Source organism: Luedemannella flava (genome assembly GCF_039528515.1).
GTDB classification, from domain to species: domain Bacteria; phylum Actinomycetota; class Actinomycetes; order Mycobacteriales; family Micromonosporaceae; genus Luedemannella; species Luedemannella flava.
In genome coordinates this window covers 35,949-55,364 of record NZ_BAAALT010000141.1, presented here as the reverse complement: position 1 = coordinate 55,364, position 19,416 = coordinate 35,949, and the positions used below count along the sequence as shown (strand labels likewise).

General features: G+C 70.7%; 18 protein-coding genes and 1 pseudogene. 8 read left to right on the top strand and 11 right to left on the bottom strand.

The features are described from left to right. From ABD211_RS21345 to ABD211_RS21335, 3 genes and pseudogenes are all read right to left on the bottom strand, one after another. Nucleotides 1-417, bottom strand: a pseudogene (locus tag ABD211_RS21345) (hypothetical protein); the annotation flags it as partial. 129 nt (nucleotides 418-546) lie between these two features. After that, nucleotides 547-1,095, bottom strand: coding sequence for a DinB family protein (locus ABD211_RS21340; RefSeq protein WP_344134688.1), 549 nt, complete (start codon nucleotides 1,093-1,095; stop codon nucleotides 547-549). Beyond that, nucleotides 1,092-1,511, bottom strand: coding sequence for a group I truncated hemoglobin (locus ABD211_RS21335; RefSeq protein ID WP_344134686.1), 420 nt, complete (start codon nucleotides 1,509-1,511; stop codon nucleotides 1,092-1,094). The genes ABD211_RS21340 and ABD211_RS21335 overlap by 4 nt, the downstream gene beginning before the upstream one ends. Nucleotides 1,512-1,634: 123 nt before the next feature. On the opposite strand from ABD211_RS21335, the gene ABD211_RS21330 reads away from it, so the two are divergent. From ABD211_RS21330 to ABD211_RS21320, 3 genes are read left to right on the top strand one after another with little or no spacing between them, the layout of a single operon-like run. Next, nucleotides 1,635-2,558: an ABC transporter ATP-binding protein gene (locus ABD211_RS21330; RefSeq protein ID WP_344134683.1), complete on the top strand. Its 924-nt coding sequence runs from the start codon at nucleotides 1,635-1,637 to the stop codon at nucleotides 2,556-2,558. Then, on the top strand, nucleotides 2,558-3,316 hold the full coding sequence (locus ABD211_RS21325) for an ABC transporter permease (RefSeq protein ID WP_344134680.1): 759 nt from the start codon (nucleotides 2,558-2,560) through the stop codon (nucleotides 3,314-3,316). The genes ABD211_RS21330 and ABD211_RS21325 overlap by 1 nt, the downstream gene beginning before the upstream one ends. A gap of 44 nt (nucleotides 3,317-3,360) precedes the next feature. Next, on the top strand, nucleotides 3,361-4,176 hold the full coding sequence (locus ABD211_RS21320; protein WP_344134705.1) for an ABC transporter permease: 816 nt from the start codon (nucleotides 3,361-3,363) through the stop codon (nucleotides 4,174-4,176). Here ABD211_RS21320 and ABD211_RS21315 read toward each other — a convergent pair. Then, a complete protein-coding gene (locus ABD211_RS21315) occupies nucleotides 4,167-4,721 on the bottom strand; it encodes a DUF5709 domain-containing protein (RefSeq protein ID WP_344134677.1) in 555 nt (184 codons plus the stop codon). The two genes, ABD211_RS21320 and ABD211_RS21315, sit on opposite strands and share 10 nt — an antisense overlap. 132 nt (nucleotides 4,722-4,853) lie before the next feature. On the opposite strand from ABD211_RS21315, the gene ABD211_RS21310 reads away from it, so the two are divergent. From ABD211_RS21310 to ABD211_RS21290, 5 genes are all read left to right on the top strand, one after another. After that, nucleotides 4,854-5,231: a hypothetical protein gene (locus tag ABD211_RS21310; protein ID WP_344134674.1), complete on the top strand. Its 378-nt coding sequence runs from the start codon at nucleotides 4,854-4,856 to the stop codon at nucleotides 5,229-5,231. A 48-nt stretch (nucleotides 5,232-5,279) separates the two neighbouring features. Continuing rightward, a complete protein-coding gene (locus ABD211_RS21305; protein ID WP_344134671.1) occupies nucleotides 5,280-5,531 on the top strand; it encodes a ribbon-helix-helix domain-containing protein in 252 nt (83 codons plus the stop codon). Next, nucleotides 5,528-5,929, top strand: coding sequence for a type II toxin-antitoxin system VapC family toxin (locus tag ABD211_RS21300; protein WP_344134668.1), 402 nt, complete (start codon nucleotides 5,528-5,530; stop codon nucleotides 5,927-5,929). The genes ABD211_RS21305 and ABD211_RS21300 overlap by 4 nt, the downstream gene beginning before the upstream one ends. Before the next feature lie 83 nt (nucleotides 5,930-6,012). After that, nucleotides 6,013-7,875, top strand: coding sequence for a glycoside hydrolase family 6 protein (locus ABD211_RS21295; protein ID WP_344134664.1), 1,863 nt, complete (start codon nucleotides 6,013-6,015; stop codon nucleotides 7,873-7,875). A gap of 220 nt (nucleotides 7,876-8,095) precedes the next feature. Beyond that, nucleotides 8,096-10,303, top strand: coding sequence for an MMPL family transporter (locus tag ABD211_RS21290; RefSeq protein WP_344134661.1), 2,208 nt, complete (start codon nucleotides 8,096-8,098; stop codon nucleotides 10,301-10,303). A gap of 65 nt (nucleotides 10,304-10,368) precedes the next feature. Here the strand turns inward: ABD211_RS21290 and ABD211_RS21285 are convergent, their stop codons facing one another. The 7 genes from ABD211_RS21285 to ABD211_RS21255 form a co-directional block, all read right to left on the bottom strand. Further along, complete coding sequence (locus ABD211_RS21285) at nucleotides 10,369-11,769, bottom strand: glycosyltransferase (protein WP_344134658.1); 1,401 nt, start codon at nucleotides 11,767-11,769, stop codon at nucleotides 10,369-10,371. Between the two features lie 115 nt (nucleotides 11,770-11,884). Then, a complete protein-coding gene (locus tag ABD211_RS21280) occupies nucleotides 11,885-13,069 on the bottom strand; it encodes an ROK family transcriptional regulator (protein WP_344134655.1) in 1,185 nt (394 codons plus the stop codon). 9 nt (nucleotides 13,070-13,078) lie between these two features. Then, on the bottom strand, nucleotides 13,079-14,323 hold the full coding sequence (locus tag ABD211_RS21275) for a sugar ABC transporter permease (protein ID WP_425560477.1): 1,245 nt from the start codon (nucleotides 14,321-14,323) through the stop codon (nucleotides 13,079-13,081). After that, the gene (locus tag ABD211_RS21270) at nucleotides 14,320-15,123 is read right to left on the bottom strand and encodes an ATP-binding cassette domain-containing protein (RefSeq protein ID WP_344134653.1); all 804 of its coding nucleotides are present in this window, start codon (nucleotides 15,121-15,123) and stop codon (nucleotides 14,320-14,322) included. Before ABD211_RS21270 ends, ABD211_RS21275 begins: the two co-directional genes overlap by 4 nt. A 70-nt stretch (nucleotides 15,124-15,193) precedes the next feature. Next, complete coding sequence (locus ABD211_RS21265) at nucleotides 15,194-16,288, bottom strand: sugar ABC transporter substrate-binding protein (protein ID WP_344134651.1); 1,095 nt, start codon at nucleotides 16,286-16,288, stop codon at nucleotides 15,194-15,196. A gap of 299 nt (nucleotides 16,289-16,587) precedes the next feature. Next, nucleotides 16,588-17,685: a hypothetical protein gene (locus tag ABD211_RS21260; RefSeq protein WP_344134649.1), complete on the bottom strand. Its 1,098-nt coding sequence runs from the start codon at nucleotides 17,683-17,685 to the stop codon at nucleotides 16,588-16,590. A gap of 161 nt (nucleotides 17,686-17,846) precedes the next feature. Then, the gene (locus ABD211_RS21255) at nucleotides 17,847-19,385 is read right to left on the bottom strand and encodes a DHA2 family efflux MFS transporter permease subunit (protein ID WP_344134647.1); all 1,539 of its coding nucleotides are present in this window, start codon (nucleotides 19,383-19,385) and stop codon (nucleotides 17,847-17,849) included. Nucleotides 19,386-19,416 lie beyond the last annotated feature (31 nt).

Sequence of the window (19,416 nt, the reverse complement as noted above, 5' to 3'; positions counted from 1 at the left end):
GGCGGCCGCCGCCCGGATGTCGCCCTCGACGAGGGCGGGCTCGGCGTCGAGGAGCGCGCGGGCGGCCGCCCACCGGTCGGGGCCGTCCACCCGGCTGTAGGTGAGGCAGGCGAGCCGGCAGAAACGGTCGGCGACGCTCTCGTCCGTGGGCGCGGCCTCCGGCACCCACCCGTGCTCGGCCACCACGTCGAGGTAGTGACGAAGCCGCGGCCAGCTTCCGAACCCGTACTCCCGGGCGAGGACGAGCTGCGCGGCGGCGAGGCCCAGCGCGGACATGTCGGCCGGCGGCGTGGGGTGGGTCCGGACGATCCGCGCGGTCGCGGCGGGGTCACCGGCGCGGGCGGCGCGCCACAGCTCGCGGGCCTGGCGGCGCAGTTGGTCGAGGTTGGGGTTCTCCGGCAGAGACACGGTCGCCATCGCGACCTCCCTTCGGCGCCCGGGGTCCGCGTGGTCGGGCTGAAAGGAGGCGCGTGGGCAGGTGCGTCACCGCTCACCCAGGTGGGCTCTGCCCTGCCCGCGGACCGGTCGGCTGCCTGGAAGCCGGCCTCAGCCTAACAGCGGCCGCCCGCCCGCGGCGGCGTGCAGATCGCGCATGAGGGCCACCTCGGCGCCGTGGTGGATCAGCTCGTCGAGGATGTGCAGCACGAACCCGCGCCGGGTCGCGTCCGCGTACGGGCCGGCGACCGGGCCGAGCGTCGTGGCCAGGCTCTCCTCGGTGGTCGCCTCGAGCACGGTGCGCCAGTGCGCGAGGGCCAGGTCGAGGGCGTCCAGCGCGTCGGCCGCCGTGCCGGGGTCGCCGACGTCCGGCCAGGTCAATACGTTGGTCACGGCCAGCCAGCCCGCGACGCGGTCGGCGGTGAGCAGGTCGATGATGTGCGCCAGGCGCCAGGACACCGTGGTGAAGGCGCGCGGGTCCGCCTGGTCCGTTCTCGGGCCGTCGGAGCGGAACCGGCCGTCGCCGGTCGGCCGCACCGTGCGGCAGTTGGGCACGGGCTCCCACGAGTACTCCTCGTCGGTGAGGCCCGCCAACCGCTGGCGCAGGCGACCGCCGGCGTAGTCCGACAGTTGGATCAGGTCGTCGCGTGGTGAGATCACGCCTCTATTGTGACGATTTGCGGCTTCACTGCGCGGAGGGTCGAGTCGGCGGCCTGCAGGATGTCCATCGGCACCTTGAAGTCGTGCAGCGTGGTGAGCAGGTGCAGGCTGACGCGCTGGTAGGCGGCGTCGGAGATGTCCAGGCCGCCGTGGGCGGCGCCGAGGTCGCGGCCGTCGTAGTGGTCGGGGCCGCCGAGGACCTTGGCGAGCAGCAGGACCTGGTGGCGCTTGAGTGCGGCCAGCCCGTCGATCTCGACGAGGGCGCTGAAGAACCCGGCGGTCTGCGGGTCCGCGAGCAGGCGGCTGTAGAACTCCTCCACCACCGCGGACACGGCACTGGCGCCACCGATCGCCACGAACGGCGACTCGCTGTGCTTCTCCGCGGCAACCTCGTCAAGCTCGGCAAGGAAAGACATGCACCCACCTCTTCGGACAGTAAGGGATCCATAGACTATGGGTAATTGATCGATGGCTGCAACGGTCCCGGCGACGGGGAAATGCGGCGACAACTGTCCGACCCCGTCGATACTGTGCGCCCCATGGGCGACGGCGGGGCGGTCATCAGCGCACGGGGGCTGGTGAAACGATTCGACGACTTCACCGCGGTGGACGGCATCGATGTCGAGATCGCGGCCGGGGAGTCCTTCGGCTTCCTCGGGCCCAACGGCGCCGGCAAGAGCTCGACCATGCGCATGATCGGCTGCGTCTCCCCGCCCAGCGGAGGCGACCTGCGCATCTTCGGCCTCGACCCGGTGCGCGACGGGGTGCGGATCCGTTCGCGCCTCGGCGTGTGCCCGCAGGATGACTCGCTCGACCACGAGCTCACCGCGATGCAGAACATCACGACGTACGCGCGGTATTTCGGCGTCTCGCGGGCGCACGCGCGGAAGCGCTGCGCCGAGCTGCTCGACTGGGTGCAGCTCGGCGAGCGCGCCCGCAGCCGGGTCGGCGACCTGTCGGGCGGCATGCGCCGGCGGCTGGCCGTGGCCCGCTCGCTGGTCAACGACCCCGACTGCGTGCTTCTCGACGAGCCCACCACCGGCCTCGACCCGCAGGCCCGCCACCTGTTGTGGGAGCGGCTGTTCCAGCTCAAGCGCCGGGGCGTCACGCTCGTGCTCACCACGCACTACATGGACGAGGCCGAGCAGCTCTGCGACCGCATCGTCATCATGGACGGCGGCCGCATCGTGGCCGAGGGCTCCCCGCACAACCTCATCAAGGAGCACGTCACCCGCGACGTCGTCGAGCTCCGCTACGCCGGCACGCCCGACGACGCGGTGCTCGCGACGCTGCCCGGGCGCGTGGAGAAGCTGGGCGACCGCGCGCTGCTCTACGCCGACGACGGCGACGCCGCGCTCGCCGCCGCGCACCGGGCCGGCCTGGAGCTGACCAGCGTCTTCGTCCGGCGGTCCACGCTGGAGGACGTCTTCCTCCGGCTCACCGGCCGCACGCTGGTCGACTGATGGCGACCCCGGCGGTCTCCGTGCTGGAGACCCACCTCACGAGCTACCGGCAGACGTGGCGCGCCGACGCCGCCTCGTCGCTGATCACCCCGTTCCTCATCCTCGTCACCTTCGGCGTGGGCGTCGGGGCCTACGTCGGCCGGATGGACGGCGTCCCCTACGCCGACTACCTGGTCCCCGGCCTGCTCGCCGCCGGCGCGGTGCAGCTGGGCACCTGGGCCGGTTCCTATCCGGTGTTCAGCGGCCTCAACTGGCTCAAGAACTTCCACCTCATGTTCACCGCGCCGCTGCGCGTCGGCGACGTGCTCGCCGGCCACGCGCTCTTCGCCCAGGTGCAGATCGCCATCAGCGGGGCGGCGTTGCTGCTCGTCGCGGCCGCCTTCGGCACCCTGCACTCCTGGTGGGCGCTGGTCGCGCTGCCCGTCGCCGGGCTCGTCGGCCTGTCGGTCTTCCTGCCGATGTACGCGCTGGCCGCCAGCGTGCGCGTCGAGATGTACATGAACATGACGCTGCAGTTCGTGGTGCTGCCGCTGACCCTGTTCGCCGGCGTCTACTTCCCCGTGTCCGACCTGCCGACGGTGCTCCGCGCGCTGGCGTACGCGTCGCCGCTGTGGCACGCCGCCGACCTGTGCCGCGCCGCGACGCTGGGCCGCGCCCCCGACTGGAGCGCGTCCGGCCACGTTGTCTACCTGCTCTGCTGGGTGGCCACCGGCGGCTGGCTCGCGCACCGGGCGCTGCGCAAGCGGCTCTACGTCTGACCCCGGGGGAACGGATGATCCTGCAAATCATGGCCGCGCGCGCGATGGCCTCGCGCGGGCGCCTCGCCGATGCCGGCGGGCTGCGGGGCACCGGCCGACGGTCCGGGTCGGTGACCGAACGCAACTTCGCGACCATCAGCGGGCGGTCGTGGGGGTTCTTCCTCGGCGGGCTCGCCGAGCCGTTCCTCTACCTGTTCTCGGTCGGCTACGGCCTCGGCGCCCGGATCGGGTTCGTCCCGTTGTCGGACGGCCACCTGGTCACCTACGCGGCGTTCGTGGCGCCCGCCATGCTCGCGGCGTCGGCCATGAACGCGACGTTCGCCGCCATCGCGACCAGGTTCTTCGGGCTGCACCGGTTCGTCCGGCTGTACGACACGGTGATAGCCACGCCCGTCCGGCCGATCGAGATCGCGCTGGGCGAGATCGCGTGGAGCGTGCTCTGCGGCGCGGTCTACTCGACCTCGTTCGTGACGCTCATGGTCCTCATGGACCTGACGACCTGGCCGCGCGCCCTCCTGGCGCTGCCCGCCAGCCTGCTCATCGGCGCGGCGTTCGGCGGGGCGGGCGTCATCATCGCCACGTTCATGCGCGGCTGGCCCGACTTCTCGCTGGTCTACCTCGCGCAGTTCGTGCTGTTCCTGCTGTCGGGCACGTTCGTGCCGCCGCAGCACTACCCCGTCGTGATCCAGTGGCTGATGTACGCCAGCCCGCTCTACCAGTCGATCAACCTGCTCCGCGCCATCACGCTCGGCACGGGCAACCCGGCGAACTGGCTGGTCTCCCTGGCCTACCTGGCGGTGTTCGGCGTCGTCGGCATCGCGATCGCCGCCCGGCGCGTCAACCGGATGCTCTACGTCTGACCGTCCTCGGCGTCGTACTCGACCTCGTCGAGCTCGTCCACGGCGACGCTGTCGGGGACCTGGTGCATGGCCAGCTCCTCCATCGAGGCGCCGCCACCGGCCGGGCCGGCGTCGTAGGCGAAGTCCTCCGGCTCGGCGTCCGTGCCGGAGCCCTCGTCAGGGCTGACGAGCCGGCCGACCGTCGCGCCGGCCGAGTCCGCGTAGTCGTAGAGCGACACCTTCGAGTGGGGGTCCGCCGCGATCGGGGCGCCGTCGAGGTCCTCGGCGCGCAGCGGGCCGTCGGCGGTGGCCCACACCTCCGGGACCTCCCGGCGCAGCCGGGCGTCGAGCGGCTCGGCCCGGCTCGCCTCGTCGGCCGTCACGCCGTACTCGTCGAGGCCCAGCGGGCCGTCCTCCCGGTCGGGGGGAAGCGGCGCGGGTGACCGGCCGTCGGCCTCCCGGACGGAGGGGTACGCGTCGTACGCCGTCGACTCGTCGTCGGCGATCTCGGGGACACCCTGCTCCTCGGGATCCGAGACGGGGTGCGGAAAACTGTCCTGCCGCATGTCCGGCTAATACCCCGATGGGGCCCGCTCACACCCAGTCGTTGTCCGATGAAGCATGCCAAATGACGCGTTCACGGCGTCCCGTGCCATATCTCTGGTGACCTTGACGGCCGGTGCGCGACGCTCGTCGACGTGACCCTTCACCGCGTCGCCACCTACCGGAACTACTGCCGGGCCGCCGCCGTGGCGTTCGGCCTCTACACCGCGTACCCCGTGGTCGTGAAGATCGCGGAGGACCGACTGGCCCACGACTGGGCGCACAGCGCGCTGCACCTGCTCTCGGCCCTGTTCGCGGCCTACGCCGGCTGGCTCGCCGCCACGGAGCTGCCCGCGAAGCTCTTCACCTGGGGCATCGGCGCCCTCTACGGGGTCCTCGGCATCGTCGGCTGGTTCATCGACGGCCTGTTCCTTACCACCCACCTGGCCATCCCCCTGGGGCCGCCCGACAACGTCTTTCATCTGGTCATCGCGGTACCCGCAGTGGTTGTCAGCGCCGCGTCCGCGAAGTAGCCCACCTTCGCCATACTTCGGTATGGTAAAGGTATGGCAACGAGGAAGGTGACCATCACACTGCCGGATGATCTCGCGGACGCGCTCGCGGCCGAGGCCCGGTCGACCGGCATTCCCGTCTCAAGGCTCATCGCCAGCGCCGCCGAGAGCGAGTTGCGGCGCCGGATCGGCCGGCAGGTCGTCCGTGAATGGGAAGCGGAGCACGGCTCTTTCACGCCCGAGGAATTGGCCGCGGTCCGCGCCGAGTTGGCGGCCGCTGACGCCGAGGCGCTGGATCCCTCGCGCTCCTCCGCGGCGTGATCGCCGTGAACATTCCGTATGTGTACGACGCCGGGGCGCTGATCGCCGTGGACAACGGCGACCGGCGGATGTGGGCGATTCACCACCTCGCGATGGAAGAGGAACGGACGGTCGTCGTGCCGTCCGTCGTCGTGAGCCAGGTGTGGCGCAACGGCCGCGATCAGGTACGCCTCGGCCGCCTGCTGGCCAGCTGCGACGTCGTTCCGATCGGTATCGACACGGCCAAGAGCGCCGGCGTTCTGTGTGGACAGGCCAGGACGCGCGACATCGTGGACGCCACAGTGGTCACTATTGCGCTCGCGTACGGCGGGATTGTTTTCACGAGCGACCCCGACGATCTGGCGCACCTTTCGGCGGCATCCGGTGCCAAACCGGGTCTAGTCGTACGCCGCGTGTGAGGCGGTACCCAGGTCCCATTGACATTGCTCTACGGGGTGCGAGGCTGTAATCACATTTCGATATGTGAATCAGAGGAGCCCCGATGAGGTACGTCCCCCTCAGCGGCGCGACATTCCGGGCGCGGCGCAAGATCGCCGCAACCGCGGCCGTCGCCGCCCTCGCCGCGTCCGGCGCGTTGATCGCCACCTCGGCACAGGCCCTGTCCCCCGTCGCCTGCACGTATGCCTACAACATCGTCGGTCAGTGGCCCGGCGGCTTCCAGGCCGAGGTGGCCGTCACCAGCAGCAGCCGCGTCAACGGCTGGACGGTCGCCTGGACCTTCGCCGGCGACGAGCGGATCAACTCCGGCTGGAACGGCACGTTCGCGCAGTCCGGCAAGGCGGTGACGGTCACCAACCCGTCCTGGCAGCCGGTGATCGAGGCCGGCCAGACCGTCCGCCCCGGCTTCGTCGCGTCCACCAGCGCCACCCCGGTGCGGCCGGCCTCCGTGTCGCTCAACGGCCTGTGGTGCGCCACCACCGGCGTGACGACCGCCCCGCCGACCAGCACCCGGCCCACCGGCACCACGTCCCGGCCGCTCACATACCAGCCCACGACCCGGCCGCCCACGTCCCGGCCGCCGACGAGCGGGCCGGCCAGCTCGGCCCCCGTCACCAGCAACCCGGTCACGTCCGGCCCGCCGGTGCCCGTCACCAACCCGTACGCGGGCGCGATCGGCTACCGCAACCCGGACTTCGCCGCCCGCGTCGCCGGCTCGGCCGCGACCCGCACCGGCGACGTCGCGGCCGCCATGACCCGGGTCGGCCAACAGCCCACGGGCGTGTGGCTGCCGACGATCGCGTCGGTCGCGGGCCTGCGCACGCACCTCAACCAGGCGCTCGCCCAGCAGGCCGCGGCCGGACAGCCCGTCGTGGTCACCGTCGTGCTGGACAACCTGCCGAACCGGGACTGCAACGAGTGGGTCCTGCACGGCGAGCTGTCCGTCTCGAACAACGGCCTGGCCCGCTACAGGACCGAGTACGTGGACGCGATCGCGGCCGTGCTGCGCGACCCGGCCTACGCGGGCCTGCGCGTCGCGACGATCATCGAGCCGGCCGCGCTGGGCACGATAGCCCTCGGCTGGAACCGCACGGCCGCGTGCGCCGAGGTGTCGGCCGGGATGGTCTACCACGACGGCATCCGGTACGCCCTGAACGCCCTCGCCCCGATCGCCAACGTCTGGAACTACCTCGACGCGAGCCACTCGGTCGCGCTGGGGTACGAGAGCAACCTGGGCCCGGCGGTCAGCACGTTCGCGTCGCTCGCGGCGAGCACGAACGCCGGCCTGGCCAGCATCGACGGGCTCGCGATCAACACAGCGGGGTACAGCCCGGTGGTGGAGCCGTTCCTCACCGACGCCCGCGCGACGGTCACCGGCTCGCTGATCGTCCAGTCGTCGTGGGCCGACTGGAACTACGTCCTCGACGAGGAGGACTACGTCGCGGTGCTGCACGCGGCGATGGTCAGGGCCGGCTTCCCGGCCACCATCGGCATCGTGATCGACACCTCCCGCAACGGTTGGGGCGGCACGAGCCGGCCGACGGCGGTCAGCACCTCGACCGACCTCAACACCTACGTCAACCAGTCCCGCGTGGACCGGCGGATCTACCGCAGCAACTGGTGCAACCAGGTCGGCGCCGGCATCGGCGAGCGGCCGCGGGCCAACCCGATGGCGCACGTGGACGCGTACATCTGGGCCTGGGAGCCGGGCGCGTCCGACGGCGCCGCGCCGCCGGCGGCGGGCCAGCCGCGCCCCGAGGGCGCCGATCCGATGTGTGACCCGTCGTGGGCCCCGCCGATGGGCAGCTTGCGGCTCAACGGCTCCACCTACGGCGCGCCGGGCGAGGGCGCCTGGTTCGACGCGTACTTCGAGACGTTGGTACGCAACGCCTACCCGGTCCTGTAGGCAACGTCACAGCCGCCCCGGCGCGACCCCTAGGGATAGATCGGGGGAAGCGTCGGGGCGGCTCGCGCCCTGGTAAGACATGATCCACCGACCGCGTACTGGGGCTAACCCCCGTACCGCGCACGGGTTGTCCCGTCGGGGTCACACCCGATGTGTGCAACCACCGCTGTCCCTAGCGTCTCTGGTGACGAAAAGACCGATGACACCAGGGAGAAATCCGATGGAGCGCAAGCCTTTCACCGTGCGGGTGGCGCGGTGGAGCGCCGAGCACCCGTGGCGCGCCATGGCACTGTGGACGGTCTTCGTGATCGTCTCGATCGCCCTCGGCACGGCGGTCGGCACGAAGGAGGCCACCGACGGTGGCAACGTGGGCGAGACCGCCCGCGCCCAGCAGATGATCGAGGCCGGGGACTTCCCCGACGACCCGACCGTGGAGCGGGTGCTCGTCACGGCCCGCGACGGCGCGCTCGACCGGGCCAGGGCGACGGCGGCGCTGACCGACGCCGCGACCCGGATGCGGGCCCTGCCGGAGGTCGCCAGCGTCGGCGAGCCGGTCACCTCGCCCGACGGCACCACGATGTTCCTGCCGGTCACCATGGCCGGCGACCCCGAGACGGGCGAGGACCGGGTCCAGCCGCTGCTGGACACGACCGCGGCCGTCCAGGCGGCGCACGCGGATCTCCGGGTCGAGCAGGTGGGCAACGCCTCGATCCACAAGGGCCTCAACGACACGATCGGCGAGGACTTCAAGAAGGCGGAGATGTTCAGCGTGCCCGTGACGCTGATCATCCTGCTGGTCGCGTTCGGCGCGCTCATCGCGGCCGGCGTGCCCGTCCTGCTGGCGATCTCGGCCGTGGGTGCGGCGATCGGCCTGTCCTCGCTGGCCTCGTACCTCGTGCCCGCGCAGGAGGCCACCAACAGCGTCGTCCTGCTCATCGGCATGGCCGTCGGCGTCGACTACTCGCTGTTCTACCTCAAGCGCGAGCGCGAGGAACGGGCCAAGGGTGCCGGCCACCTCGACGCGGTGGAGATCGCGGCCGCCACCTCGGGCCACGCGGTGGTCGTCTCCGGCCTCGCCGTCATCGTCGCGATGTCGGGCATGTTCCTGGCTCAGGACAACATCTTCTCGTCGTTCGCGGTCGGCTCGATCCTCGTCGTGGCCGTCTCCGTGCTCGGCTCGCTGACCGTCCTGCCGGCGCTGCTGGCGAAGCTCGGCCGGTGGGTGGACCGCCCGCGCATCCCGTTCGTGTGGCGGCTCACCGCCCCGCGGGTCAACGGCGGAGAGGTCACCTCGCGGTTCTGGAACGCGATCCTGCGCCCGGCGCTGCGCGCCCCGTGGCTGACCCTGATCCTGTCGGTCGCCGCCCTGGTCGCCCTCGCGGCGCCCGCCCTGGGCATGACCCTCAAGCTCACGGGCCTGCAGGACGTCCCGCGCAGCACGGCCGTGATGCAGGCCTACGACCGTCTGACAAAGGCCTTCCCGAGTACGGGCACGAGCCACGTCGTCGTGGTGCGGGCGTCGGCCGCCGATCAAGCCAGGGTCGACACCGCCCTGGGCGCGCTCGCGGCGAAGACCGCGAACGACCCGCTGTTCGCCCACGACCGGGAGCCCAAGCTCATCCACTCGCCCAACGGCACGGTCACCATGCTGGAGATCGGCACCCCGACGATCCCCGGCACCGCCGACGCCGACAGGTCGCTGGACAAGCTGCGCGCCGACTACGTGCCGGCAACGCTCGGCGGGCTCGAGCACGCGGTCACCGGCGAGATCGCCGGCACGACCGACTACTCGAACCACGTGAAGGACAAGCTCCCGCTCGTGGTCGGGTTCGTCCTGCTCCTCACGTTCCTGATCATGGCGTGGACGTTCCGCTCCGTGGTCGTGGCCGTCACCGCGATCGCGCTCAACCTGCTCTCGGTCGGCGCGGCGTACGGGCTGCTCGTGGTGGTGTTCCAGCACACCTGGGCGGAGGGCCTGCTGGACTTCACGTCCAACGGGGGCGTCATCTCCTGGCTGCCCATCTTCCTGTTCGTCGTCCTGTTCGGCCTGTCGATGGACTACCACGTGTTCGTGGTGAGCCGCATCCGCGAGGCCCGGCTGGCCGGGGCCTCGAACCGCGACTCCGTGGCGAGGGGCATCACCAGCTCGGCCGGGGTGGTCACGAGCGCCGCCGTCGTCATGGTGGCCGTGTTCGCCATCTTCGGCACCCTGAGCACCCTGGACATGAAGCAGCTCGGCGTCGGCCTGGCCGCCGCCATCCTGCTGGACGCCACCATCATCCGGGCCGTCGTGCTGCCGTCGATCATGACGCTGCTCGGCGACGCGAACTGGTGGGGGCCGCGCTTCCTGCGCCGCCGCGACGCCGAGGGGGTCGCCGCGGCGGACCCGACACCCGCACCGGAACGCGAGCCCGTACCGATCGGCTGATACCAGCCGGCGGAACTGCGGCGGGAAGGTGCCCTATAAGGCACTTTCCCGCCGCAAGCCCGTATCTAGGCGGTGATCATTTCGGCCGTGGTGACGATCTCGCGGTCGGGGAGGAAGTTCGTCAGGACGCGCTCGCGGGCGCGTACGCCCATGGTGTGGTTTTCGGGGGTGTCGCGGAGCGCCTTTGTTACCAGGGCGCCGAAGGCGGCGAGGTCCGTGGGGTCCTCCACCAGGAGGCCCGTGTCGCCGTGGGTGATCTGGGCGCGGATGCCGCCGACGGCGCTGGCCACGACGACGCGGCCCTTGAACATGGCCTCGGCGACCGTCAGGCCGAAGCCCTCGACCAGGCTCTTCTGGGTGACGGTCGTGGCGGACCGCTGGATCGCGTTGACCAGCAGGGCGTTCTCGCTCAGGTCGGCCATGGGCAGGCAGATGATGGCCACCCGGGAGCGCAGGTCGGGTGGCAGGGCCTGCCAGTCGGTGACGCAGCGCTGGAACCAGACGCCCTGCTCGATGTCGTCGGGGATGCTGGCCGGGTCGGGGCCGACGAGGGCCAGGTAGCCCTCGGGCACGAACGTGGTGAACGCGGCCAGGACGCCGTGCATGTCCTTGAGCCGGTCCCACCGCGAGATCTGGGCGGCCAGCGGCTGGCCGGGCTCGGGCGGGCCGGCCGAGACGACCGTGGCGGCGTGGTTGAGGTGGATCGCGCGGCCGCCGACGTCCACTGTGGTCGGGCGGGTGGCGGGCGGCGCGGCCGAGAGGCCGCAGCGGGTCAGCACGTCGGCGATGACGTCCGGCGCCAGGTCGGTGTTCTTGGCGATGAACGGGGCGACGAACGGCGGCAGGATGGTGACCGCGCGCTCGCGCAGCCGCTCCGGCACGTGCCAGTCGACCGAGAAGATCAGGCCGTCGGCGTGGTCGAGCATCGGGGTGAGGAAGTCCCAGCCCAGCGACGAGGCCTCGGTCTGCTCGTCGACGCCGACGTGGCAGCGCCAGTACGTCGCGGCGACGTCCTTGCCCAGCAGGTCGATCAGGCCGGTCGTCTGGAAGTCGTGCAGGATCAGGATGTCGTCGGGGGTGAGCAGCTCGCGGAACGCGTCGGCGACCACGCCGAGGTGGCGCAGGTAGTCGGCCCGCTCCTCGTCACCGAGCGTGCCGCCGTCGCCGATGCTGCCGTACAGCGCGCCGTAGAGCCGCTTCGTGATCGAAAAAAAGCGGTCATCGCCTCCGATGACCGCCCACTTCGCCCGCACCCCCAGACTCGTATAGAGGGGTATCGCCGTATGCAGCATCTCCGCGACGCCGCCGCCGGCACCCGTGGAGTTGACATGCCACAACGTGCCGCCGCCGAGCCGCTCCCGGATGGTGTCCGCGGCGCTTCGCAGCTCCGTCGCCCGGTCCGGGCCTATCAGCGCCTCCAACGCCTCGCGGTCGGCCGTGTTCGCGGTGGCCTGCACAGTCAACATCGCCCTGGTCCTTTCGCACTACGACGCGTCCTCGGTGACGCGCCCAGCACCGACGGTAGCGAGGCGATATGGCGTACAGGTTACGAAAGTCATCTATATATTGCGGAACCGGCTATCACGCGGCGGCCGCGTCGAGCGGGTCCGCCAGCAACCGCTCGAAGGCCAGCTCAGCGGCACCGTACAGGGGTGCGTCGTCGGCCAGATCCGGGGTGCGCAGGCGGACGTGCTCGCGGCACGCGGGAAGCGCCATCCTGGTCAGCCGCTCGCGCACCTGCGTGGCCGAGGCCAGGTACACGTCGCGCAGGGTGCCGCCGAAGATGACCATTTCGGGGTTGAAGATGTTGACCAGGTTGGCCACCCCGAAGCCCAGCCAGCGGCCGACCTGCCGCACCGCCGCCTGGGCCACCACGTCGCCGCGCCGGGCGGCGTCCACCACATCGGACACCGCCTGCCGCCCCGTGCCGTCGCGGTCGGCGGCGCGCAGCAGCGCGTACTCCCCGATTTCTGTTTCCCAGCAGCCCTGCGAACCGCAACCGCACCCGCGGCCCTGCGGGTTGACCACCATGTGGCCGACCTCGCCGCCGTGGCCGCCGTGTCCCGTGACGGCGCGCCCGCCGGCGATGATGCCGCCGCCCACGCCCGCGTCACCGTGCAGGTAGATGACGTTGTCGCAGCCCACGGCCACGCCCCGGGTGTGCTCGGCGAGCGCCGCCAGGTCGGCCACGTTGCGCACCGCCACCGGCGGCGCGGCCTTGCGGAACTCCGACAGGGCCGCGGTCAGGCCGGCGGCCAGCGTCTCCTCCAACTCGGCCGCGTCGCCCAGGTAGACGCGGCCGTCGGCGCGGCGGGCCATGGCGCTGACCGCCGCGCCGCTGCCCACGCAGACCGTGTCCGCACCCACCGCCGACTCCGTCCGGCGGACGAACGCCGCGAGCGGCTCGACCACGTCCGCGTCCGGGCCGCGCGGCACCTCGTGGCGGTCGAGGACCACCCCACCGAGGCCCACCCGGGCGGCGGTGAGGCGGTCCACCTCGACCGCGAACGCGTACGCGTAGACCCGCTCGTGCTCGGGGCGCACCACCAGCGACGGCCGGCCGGTGCGGCCGTGGTCGCGGGGCAGTTCCTCGCGGACCAGGCCCGCCGCGGTCAGGTCGGCGGTGAGCGCCCCGATCGTTGAGCGGTTGAGCCCGAGCGAAGCGGTCAGCTCCGCCCGGGACGTCGGACCCTTCACGTGCACGTAGCGCAGGAGCACGCCGAGGTTGTGCCGGCGGATCTCCTCCTGGGTGGGACTGGCCCGCATGTGCCCGCGTCAGCTCAGGCCGCGGGCCGCCGCGCGCCGCCGCGACAGCGCGTCCACGCCGGCCGCGGCCAGCAGGACCAGACCCGTGACGACGTACTTGATCCACGATTCTTCAGTGATCAGGTTCATGCCGTTGTCGATGATGGCGACCACCGCGCCACCGAGCACCGCGTCGAGCACCCGACCCTTGCCGCCGAAGAGGCTCGTGCCGCCGATGACAGCCGCGCCCACCGCGTACAGCAGGACGTTGCTGCCGCCCGACGTCGGGCTCACCGAGTTGTCCCGCGACGCCGCGATAATGCCGCCGATGGCGGCCAGCAACGAACAGATGACGAACGCGCTGGTCCGCAACGCGTCGGTGGCGATGCCCGCCCGGCGGGCCGCCTCCAGGTTGCCGCCGACCGCGTACAGGTGCAGACCATAGGTGGTCCGCTTCAGCACGAAGGTCAGCACGACGAGCAGGATAAGCACGATCGGAACCACGATCGGCACGCCGCGCAGGGACGTTCGGGCGGGGTTGAGCGACCGCTCCAGGTTGAGGATGTAGACGGCGACGCCGCCGAGCACCGCGAGGGCGCCGATGCGCAGGCCCACCAGACTCATCGGCTCGCGGGTCAGACCCCGCCTCCCCCGCCGGAACGTGCGGTAGAGCTGCACCGCCGCGTACCCGGCGACGGACACGGCGTAGAACAACCAGCCCTGCCAGATGAGCAGGTTCTTGTTGCCGATCGCCAGGATGGTCTGGTCCTGGATCGAGATGATCTGCCCCTGCTTGACGATGACCAGCAGGATGCCCTGGAAGGACAGGAACGCGGCGAGGGTCACCACGAACGACGGGATGCCGACCTTGGCCACGAGCAGCCCGAGCAGGAGCCCCGTGACCAGGCCGGTGCCGAGCGCGATGAGCACCGCGAAATACCACGCGATGTGCTGCTCCAGCATCAGGACCGCGGCGAGCGACGCGCAGACGCCGCTGGTGTAGCCCGCCGAGAGGTCGATCTCGCCGAGCAGCAGCACGAAGATCAGGCCCATCGCGATGACCGTGACGGCCGCGCCCTGGAACAACAGGTTCGCGAAGTTGATGGCCGTGAGGAACCGCGGCTGCGTCGACGAGAACCCGATGACCAGAACAATGATCCCGAGTACGGCCGGCAGGGCGCCCATCTCGCCGCCACGCACCCGGCGCCCGTACGCCGTGACGTGGTCGACCAGCGTGGTCACCGGCTGCGTGCGCCCGTCGGTCGTGGCGGTCATTGGCTGACTCCGTCATCCGTGCTCGAGGGACCGGTCTCGGGCGCTAGCCCCAGGTTGCCGCTGCGCCCCGCCGTGATCAGCTCGACGATCTGGGCGTGCGTGACGTCGCTGGCCTTCACCTGCGCCACCATGCGGCCCAGGTACAGCGCGGCGATGCGGTCGGCGACCGCGAAGACGTCGTTCATGTTGTGCGAGATGAGTACGACCGCGAGGCCGCTGTCGGCGAGCCGGCGCACCAGCTCCAGCACCTGCGCGGTCTGCGCGACGCCGAGCGCGGCGGTCGGCTCGTCGAGGATGACGACGCGGCTGTTCCACAGCACGGCCTTGGCGATCGCGACGGTCTGCCGCTGACCACCGGACAGGCTCGACACCCGCTGGCGCACGCTCGTCACGGTGCGGACCGCCAGGTCCGACAGCGTCTTCGCGGCCAACTGCTCCATGGTGTCGTCGTCGAGGACGAGGCCCCGGCGACGCTCGCGGCCCAGGAACATGTTCTGGACGATGTCGAGGTTGTCGCAGAGCGCCAGGTCCTGGTACACGATCTCGATGCCGAGGGCGGCGGCGTCACGCGGCCCGTGGATGGTCACGGGCGCCCCGTCGAACAGGAACTCGCCCGCGTCGTGACCGTAGATGCCGCTGATGCACTTGACCAGCGTGGACTTGCCGGCACCGTTGTCACCGACGAGCGCGGTCACGGCACCGGCGTTGATAGCGAAGTCCACGTCCCGCAGCACCTGCACCGGCCCGAAGCTCTTATGCAGGCCGCGCAGCTCCAGCAGCGGCGTGTTCTCGGATGTCACGTTCGCCTCCCCTCACTACTAGTGGGCCGCGCCGCACCGGGGTCCCCGGTGCGGCGCGGTCCTGGCCGATTTAGGAGATGCCGGCCTTCGTGCACAGGTCAGCGAAGGCGCCAGCGCAGAGCTCGTCCTTGGTGACGTAGCCGTCGGCGACGACATCCTTCACGTTGTCCTTGTAGATCGCCACCGGGGTCAGCAGCTTGGACTTGACCTCCTTCTTGGACTCGGTGTCCATGACGGTGGTCAGGCCGCTGGGGGTCTGCCCGTTGGCCAGCGCGAGAGCCAGCTCGGCGGCGCCGTCGGCCTCCGCCTTGATCGCCTTGTAGACGGTCATGCACTGGTCGCCCACGAGGATGTTCTGCAGGCCCTGGACCGTGGCGTCCTGCCCGGTCACCGGCACCTTGCCGTTGAGCTTGTTGCGCTTGAGCACCGCGATCGCGGCGTTGCCGAGGCCGTCGTTGGCGGCCAGGACACCGTCGATCTTGCCGCCGGTCTTCGTCATCATGTTCTCGAAGATCTTGCCGGCCTCGGTGTTGTTCCAGTCGGGCACGAACTCGTCCGGACCCTTGACGTACTCCTTCGAGTCGTACTTGGGCTTGAGGACGCCGTCGTAGCCCTGCTTGAACAGCGTGGCGTTGTTGTCGGTCGGCGAGCCGTTGAGCTCGGCGATGACCGGGCTCTTCGCGCCGCCGTCGGTGAGGCACTTGACCAGGCCCTCACCCTGCAGGGTGCCGACCTTCACGTTGTCGAAGCTGACGTAGTAGTCAGCCCCGCCGTTGAGGGTCAGGCGGTCGTAGTCGATGGTGCCGATGCCCTGCGCCTTGGCCTTGTCCAGCACGGCCTTGCCGGTGCCGGAGTCCAGGTTGACGATCATCAGGACGGTGACGCCGCTGGCGATCATCTGGTCGCCGATCGTCTGGAACTGCGCCTTGTCACCCTGCGCGTTCTTGATCTCGTAGTCGACGCCGGCCGCCTTGAAGGCCGCCTCAAGGTACTTGCGGTCCGCGCTCTCCCACCGGGCCGACGAGGCACTGTCGGGGAGGATGACGCCGATCTTCGCCTTCTTCGTGGGGGTGGTGCCGCCGCCTTCTCCCTTTTCGCCGCAGGCGGTGAGTCCGCCGGTGGTGACGAGGGCGAGGGCCGCGAGAGTGGCGATTCCTCTTCTCATCGCCGGTCCTTTCTGCCAGGTGCCGCCGAATTGTTGTGCCCGGCAACGTATTACCACTCCCAACGTCGACACAAGACATCGGCGGTTCGAAAAATGTTGCGGGCGGTAACAATTCCGCAACAAGCCCGTGACCTGGCGTTCTCGATGCCGCGTCCACACACGCAACCCCGCGCGGCGTCCGCGCGGGGTTGCGCGGCACCGCCGGCTCCGCCGGCGGCGCCAGCTCGGCGTTTGGACCGTCAGGCGGGTAATTTCGCTGCGAATACCATGCCTAACGGTCCAAACACCGGCCTATGTGGTCAGATGCGCGAGTTCGTCGTGGCGAAGAAGGACGTTGGGGCGGTCGCGCCCGTGTTGGTGAAGCAGACCAGGCGGAGGAGGAGGTCCGGGGAGCCGGACCAGTCGGCGATGGTGCAGTAGTTGGGGTCGTCGCCGTAGGCGGTGACCTGGGCGTGGGTTTCCTTCACCGCGATGCCGGGGAACTTGTACGCGTAGTGGCCCGGCAGGCCGATCACGGGCGCGCCGGAGTTGGCGCCGAAGCCGTACAGGTTGTTGTAGTTGCTCGGGCCGGCCAGGTCCGGCGTCCACACGTAGCCGAAGTACTTCGGCGGGTACGTCGCGACGATCGGGCGCTCGCGGTGGTAGGAGACGGCGAACTCGGTGTTCGTCCGTACGCCGGCCGCGTCGAAGCAGAACACGTACGCGACGACGTCCACTCCGGACACGCCCCACTTAGCGATCTTGCAGCGCCTCGGCTGGGCGTTCGGCCCGATGGCCGTGGCCTGCAGGTTCCCCGCGAGACTCCCGGCCACCGCGACGCCGGGGAGCTTCACCGAGTACGCCCCGACGCCGATCGGCCCGGCACCGTTCAGGGCGCCGGTCGAGTTGTCCTGCGCCACGATGCCGGCCGTGCCGTACCGGACGAAGGCGTACGCGCCCGGCGCCCAGGTGGCGCCGCCGCCCGAGCCGAGCGTGAACATCACGGTGAACCGGGAGTCGTCGGGCGCCCCGCCGGGCTTGAAGCAGGCCACTCCCACGATGAGGTCGGCGCCCGAGTCCCGCGCGAACATCGTCTCGCAGTACTGACCGGTGCGGTTGACGGCCGTGACGTGGACGATGCCCGCCCCGGCCGCGGCCAGGTGGGGGAAGCGGACGTAGTACCGGCCGGCCGCGATGCGGTAGCCGGTCACGAGGTCGGCCGGGAAGGCGACCCTGGACGTGCTCCACTGCCGGTTGGGGTCGAGCGTGATCCAGCCGGCCGGCGGGGTGGGGTTGTCGAAGTAGGCGAAGCCCCACTGGTCCGCCGGGGCAGCCGCCGCCGGCGACGCCGGCAGGACGAAGGTGACGGTGCTGACCAGGCTCAACACGAGCGCGGCCAGCATGGGACGGAAGCGCATGGTGCCTCCATATCGATGTGTGGCGATGGATGGCTCACATCATGGGGCATCGATGCGCGACGGTGCTGTGACTGACCGTGATCAGTCACTCGCGCGTAAACGAAGGCGGCGGGAGACGGCCTCCGGAAAGGCCGTTCCCGCCGCGGTCGCGGTTCAGTCGATCAGTGCACCAGCACCGGGGCCTGGGCGGCCTCGTCGCTGGTCGGGTCGCCCGTGGGGGCGGCCTTGTGGCGCGGGAGGAACAGCGCCGGGATGAGGCACGCCGCGATGAGCACCAACGCGACCACGTAGGTGGACCCGAACGCGTCGGCGAACGCCGACCGGCCCGCGTCGAGCGCCCCCGGCGGCAGCTGGTCCGCCGGCACGAGGCCCTGCAGCACCCCGCCGTACGTCGCGGCCGCCTTGTCGTTGAGCACGGTCTGCGTGAAGATCATCGACATCGTGGCGGTGCCGATGGAGCCGGCCGTCTGCTGGACGATGTTCATCAGCGTCGAGCCGCGGGCGACCTGGTGCTGGGTCAGGCTCGCCATGGCCGCCGACATGATCGGCATCATCGTGAGGCCCATGCCCATGCCCATGACGAACAGGGCGCCGAGCAGCACCCAGTACGACGAGTCGGCCGCGACCTGGGTGAAGACCGCCATGCCGGCACCGATGATCACGATGCCGAAGAGCACCAGCTTGCCGGGCCCCATCTTGTCGGTGAGCTTGCCGCCGATCGGCATGGTGAGCATGGCGCCCAGGCCCTGCGGCGCCAGCAACAGGCCGGTGTGCAGCGTGTTCTCGCCGCGCACCTGCAGGAAGTAGCTCGGGAACAGCAGCATGCTGCCCATGAACGCCACCGAGAACAGCGTCATCGTGATGACGGCGATGGTCAGGTTGCGGTTGGAGAACAGGCTCAGGTCGATGAGCGCGTGCTCCCTGCGCAGCGCGTGCAGCACGAACCCGATCACGAGCACCAGGCCGATGACGGCCGGGATCAGCACCTTCCTGGACCCGACCGTGCCCTCGCCCGGGATGGACGAGACGCCGTAGAGGAACAGCGCGAGGCCCGGCGACAGCATGAGCATGCCGAGGAAGTCGAACGACTCGCTCGCGGACGCCGTGTCCTTCGGCAGGATCTTCAGCGCGGCGGTGAAGGCGATGATGCCGACCGGGACGTTGATCAGGAAGATCCACTGCCAGCTCGCGGTGTCGACGAGCCAGCCGCCGAGGATCGGGCCGCCGATGGGCCCGAGGAGCATGGGCACGCCCAGGACGGCCATGACGCGGCCGATCCGGTCGGGGCCGGCGGCCTTCGTCATGATCGTCATGCCGAGCGGCATGAGCATGCCGCCGCCGAGGCCCTGCAGGGCGCGGAAGGCGATCAGCGGCCCGATGTCCCAGGCCATGCTGCACAGCACCGAGCCGGCGACGAACAGCGCGATCGACGTCATGTAGAGGCGCTTGGTGCCGAAGCGGTCCGCGGCCCAACCGGTGACCGGGATCACAGTGGCCAGCGCCAGCGTGTACGCCGTCATCGTCCACGCGGCGGTGGCCGGCGTGGTGTGGAACTCGCTCTGGAACTTGGGCAGCGCCACGCTGACGACGGTCACGTCGAGGATCGCCATGATCGCGCCGATCACGACCACACCAGCGATTTTGAGGACGCCGCTGTCTAGCTTGTCGGACGCCGCGTCCGGGGCGGCTGTTGTGGTCATGCGGGGGTGCTCCTCCGGGTGGGGGCGTAGA

Bases quoted from the DNA above. Each gene is read 5' to 3' on its own strand.
- ABD211_RS21335 (WP_344134686.1), bottom strand. From the start codon at position 1,511: ATGTCTTTCCTTGCCGAGCTTGACGAGGTTGCCGCGGAGAAGCACAGC.
- ABD211_RS21265 (WP_344134651.1), bottom strand. From the start codon at position 16,288: ATGAGAAGAGGAATCGCCACTCTCGCGGCCCTCGCCCTCGTCACCACC.
- ABD211_RS21315 (WP_344134677.1), bottom strand. From the start codon at position 4,721: ATGCGGCAGGACAGTTTTCCGCACCCCGTCTCGGATCCCGAGGAGCAG.
- ABD211_RS21275 (WP_425560477.1), bottom strand. From the start codon at position 14,323: ATGACCGCCACGACCGACGGGCGCACGCAGCCGGTGACCACGCTGGTC.
- ABD211_RS21285 (WP_344134658.1), bottom strand. From the start codon at position 11,769: ATGTTGACTGTGCAGGCCACCGCGAACACGGCCGACCGCGAGGCGTTG.
- ABD211_RS21280 (WP_344134655.1), bottom strand. From the start codon at position 13,069: ATGCGGGCCAGTCCCACCCAGGAGGAGATCCGCCGGCACAACCTCGGC.
- ABD211_RS21255 (WP_344134647.1), bottom strand. From the start codon at position 19,385: ATGACCACAACAGCCGCCCCGGACGCGGCGTCCGACAAGCTAGACAGC.
- ABD211_RS21320 (WP_344134705.1), top strand. From the start codon at position 3,361: ATGGCCTCGCGCGGGCGCCTCGCCGATGCCGGCGGGCTGCGGGGCACC.
- ABD211_RS21260 (WP_344134649.1), bottom strand. From the start codon at position 17,685: ATGCGCTTCCGTCCCATGCTGGCCGCGCTCGTGTTGAGCCTGGTCAGC.
- ABD211_RS21325 (WP_344134680.1), top strand. From the start codon at position 2,558: ATGGCGACCCCGGCGGTCTCCGTGCTGGAGACCCACCTCACGAGCTAC.
- ABD211_RS21290 (WP_344134661.1), top strand. From the start codon at position 8,096: ATGGAGCGCAAGCCTTTCACCGTGCGGGTGGCGCGGTGGAGCGCCGAG.
- ABD211_RS21330 (WP_344134683.1), top strand. From the start codon at position 1,635: ATGGGCGACGGCGGGGCGGTCATCAGCGCACGGGGGCTGGTGAAACGA.
- ABD211_RS21295 (WP_344134664.1), top strand. From the start codon at position 6,013: ATGAGGTACGTCCCCCTCAGCGGCGCGACATTCCGGGCGCGGCGCAAG.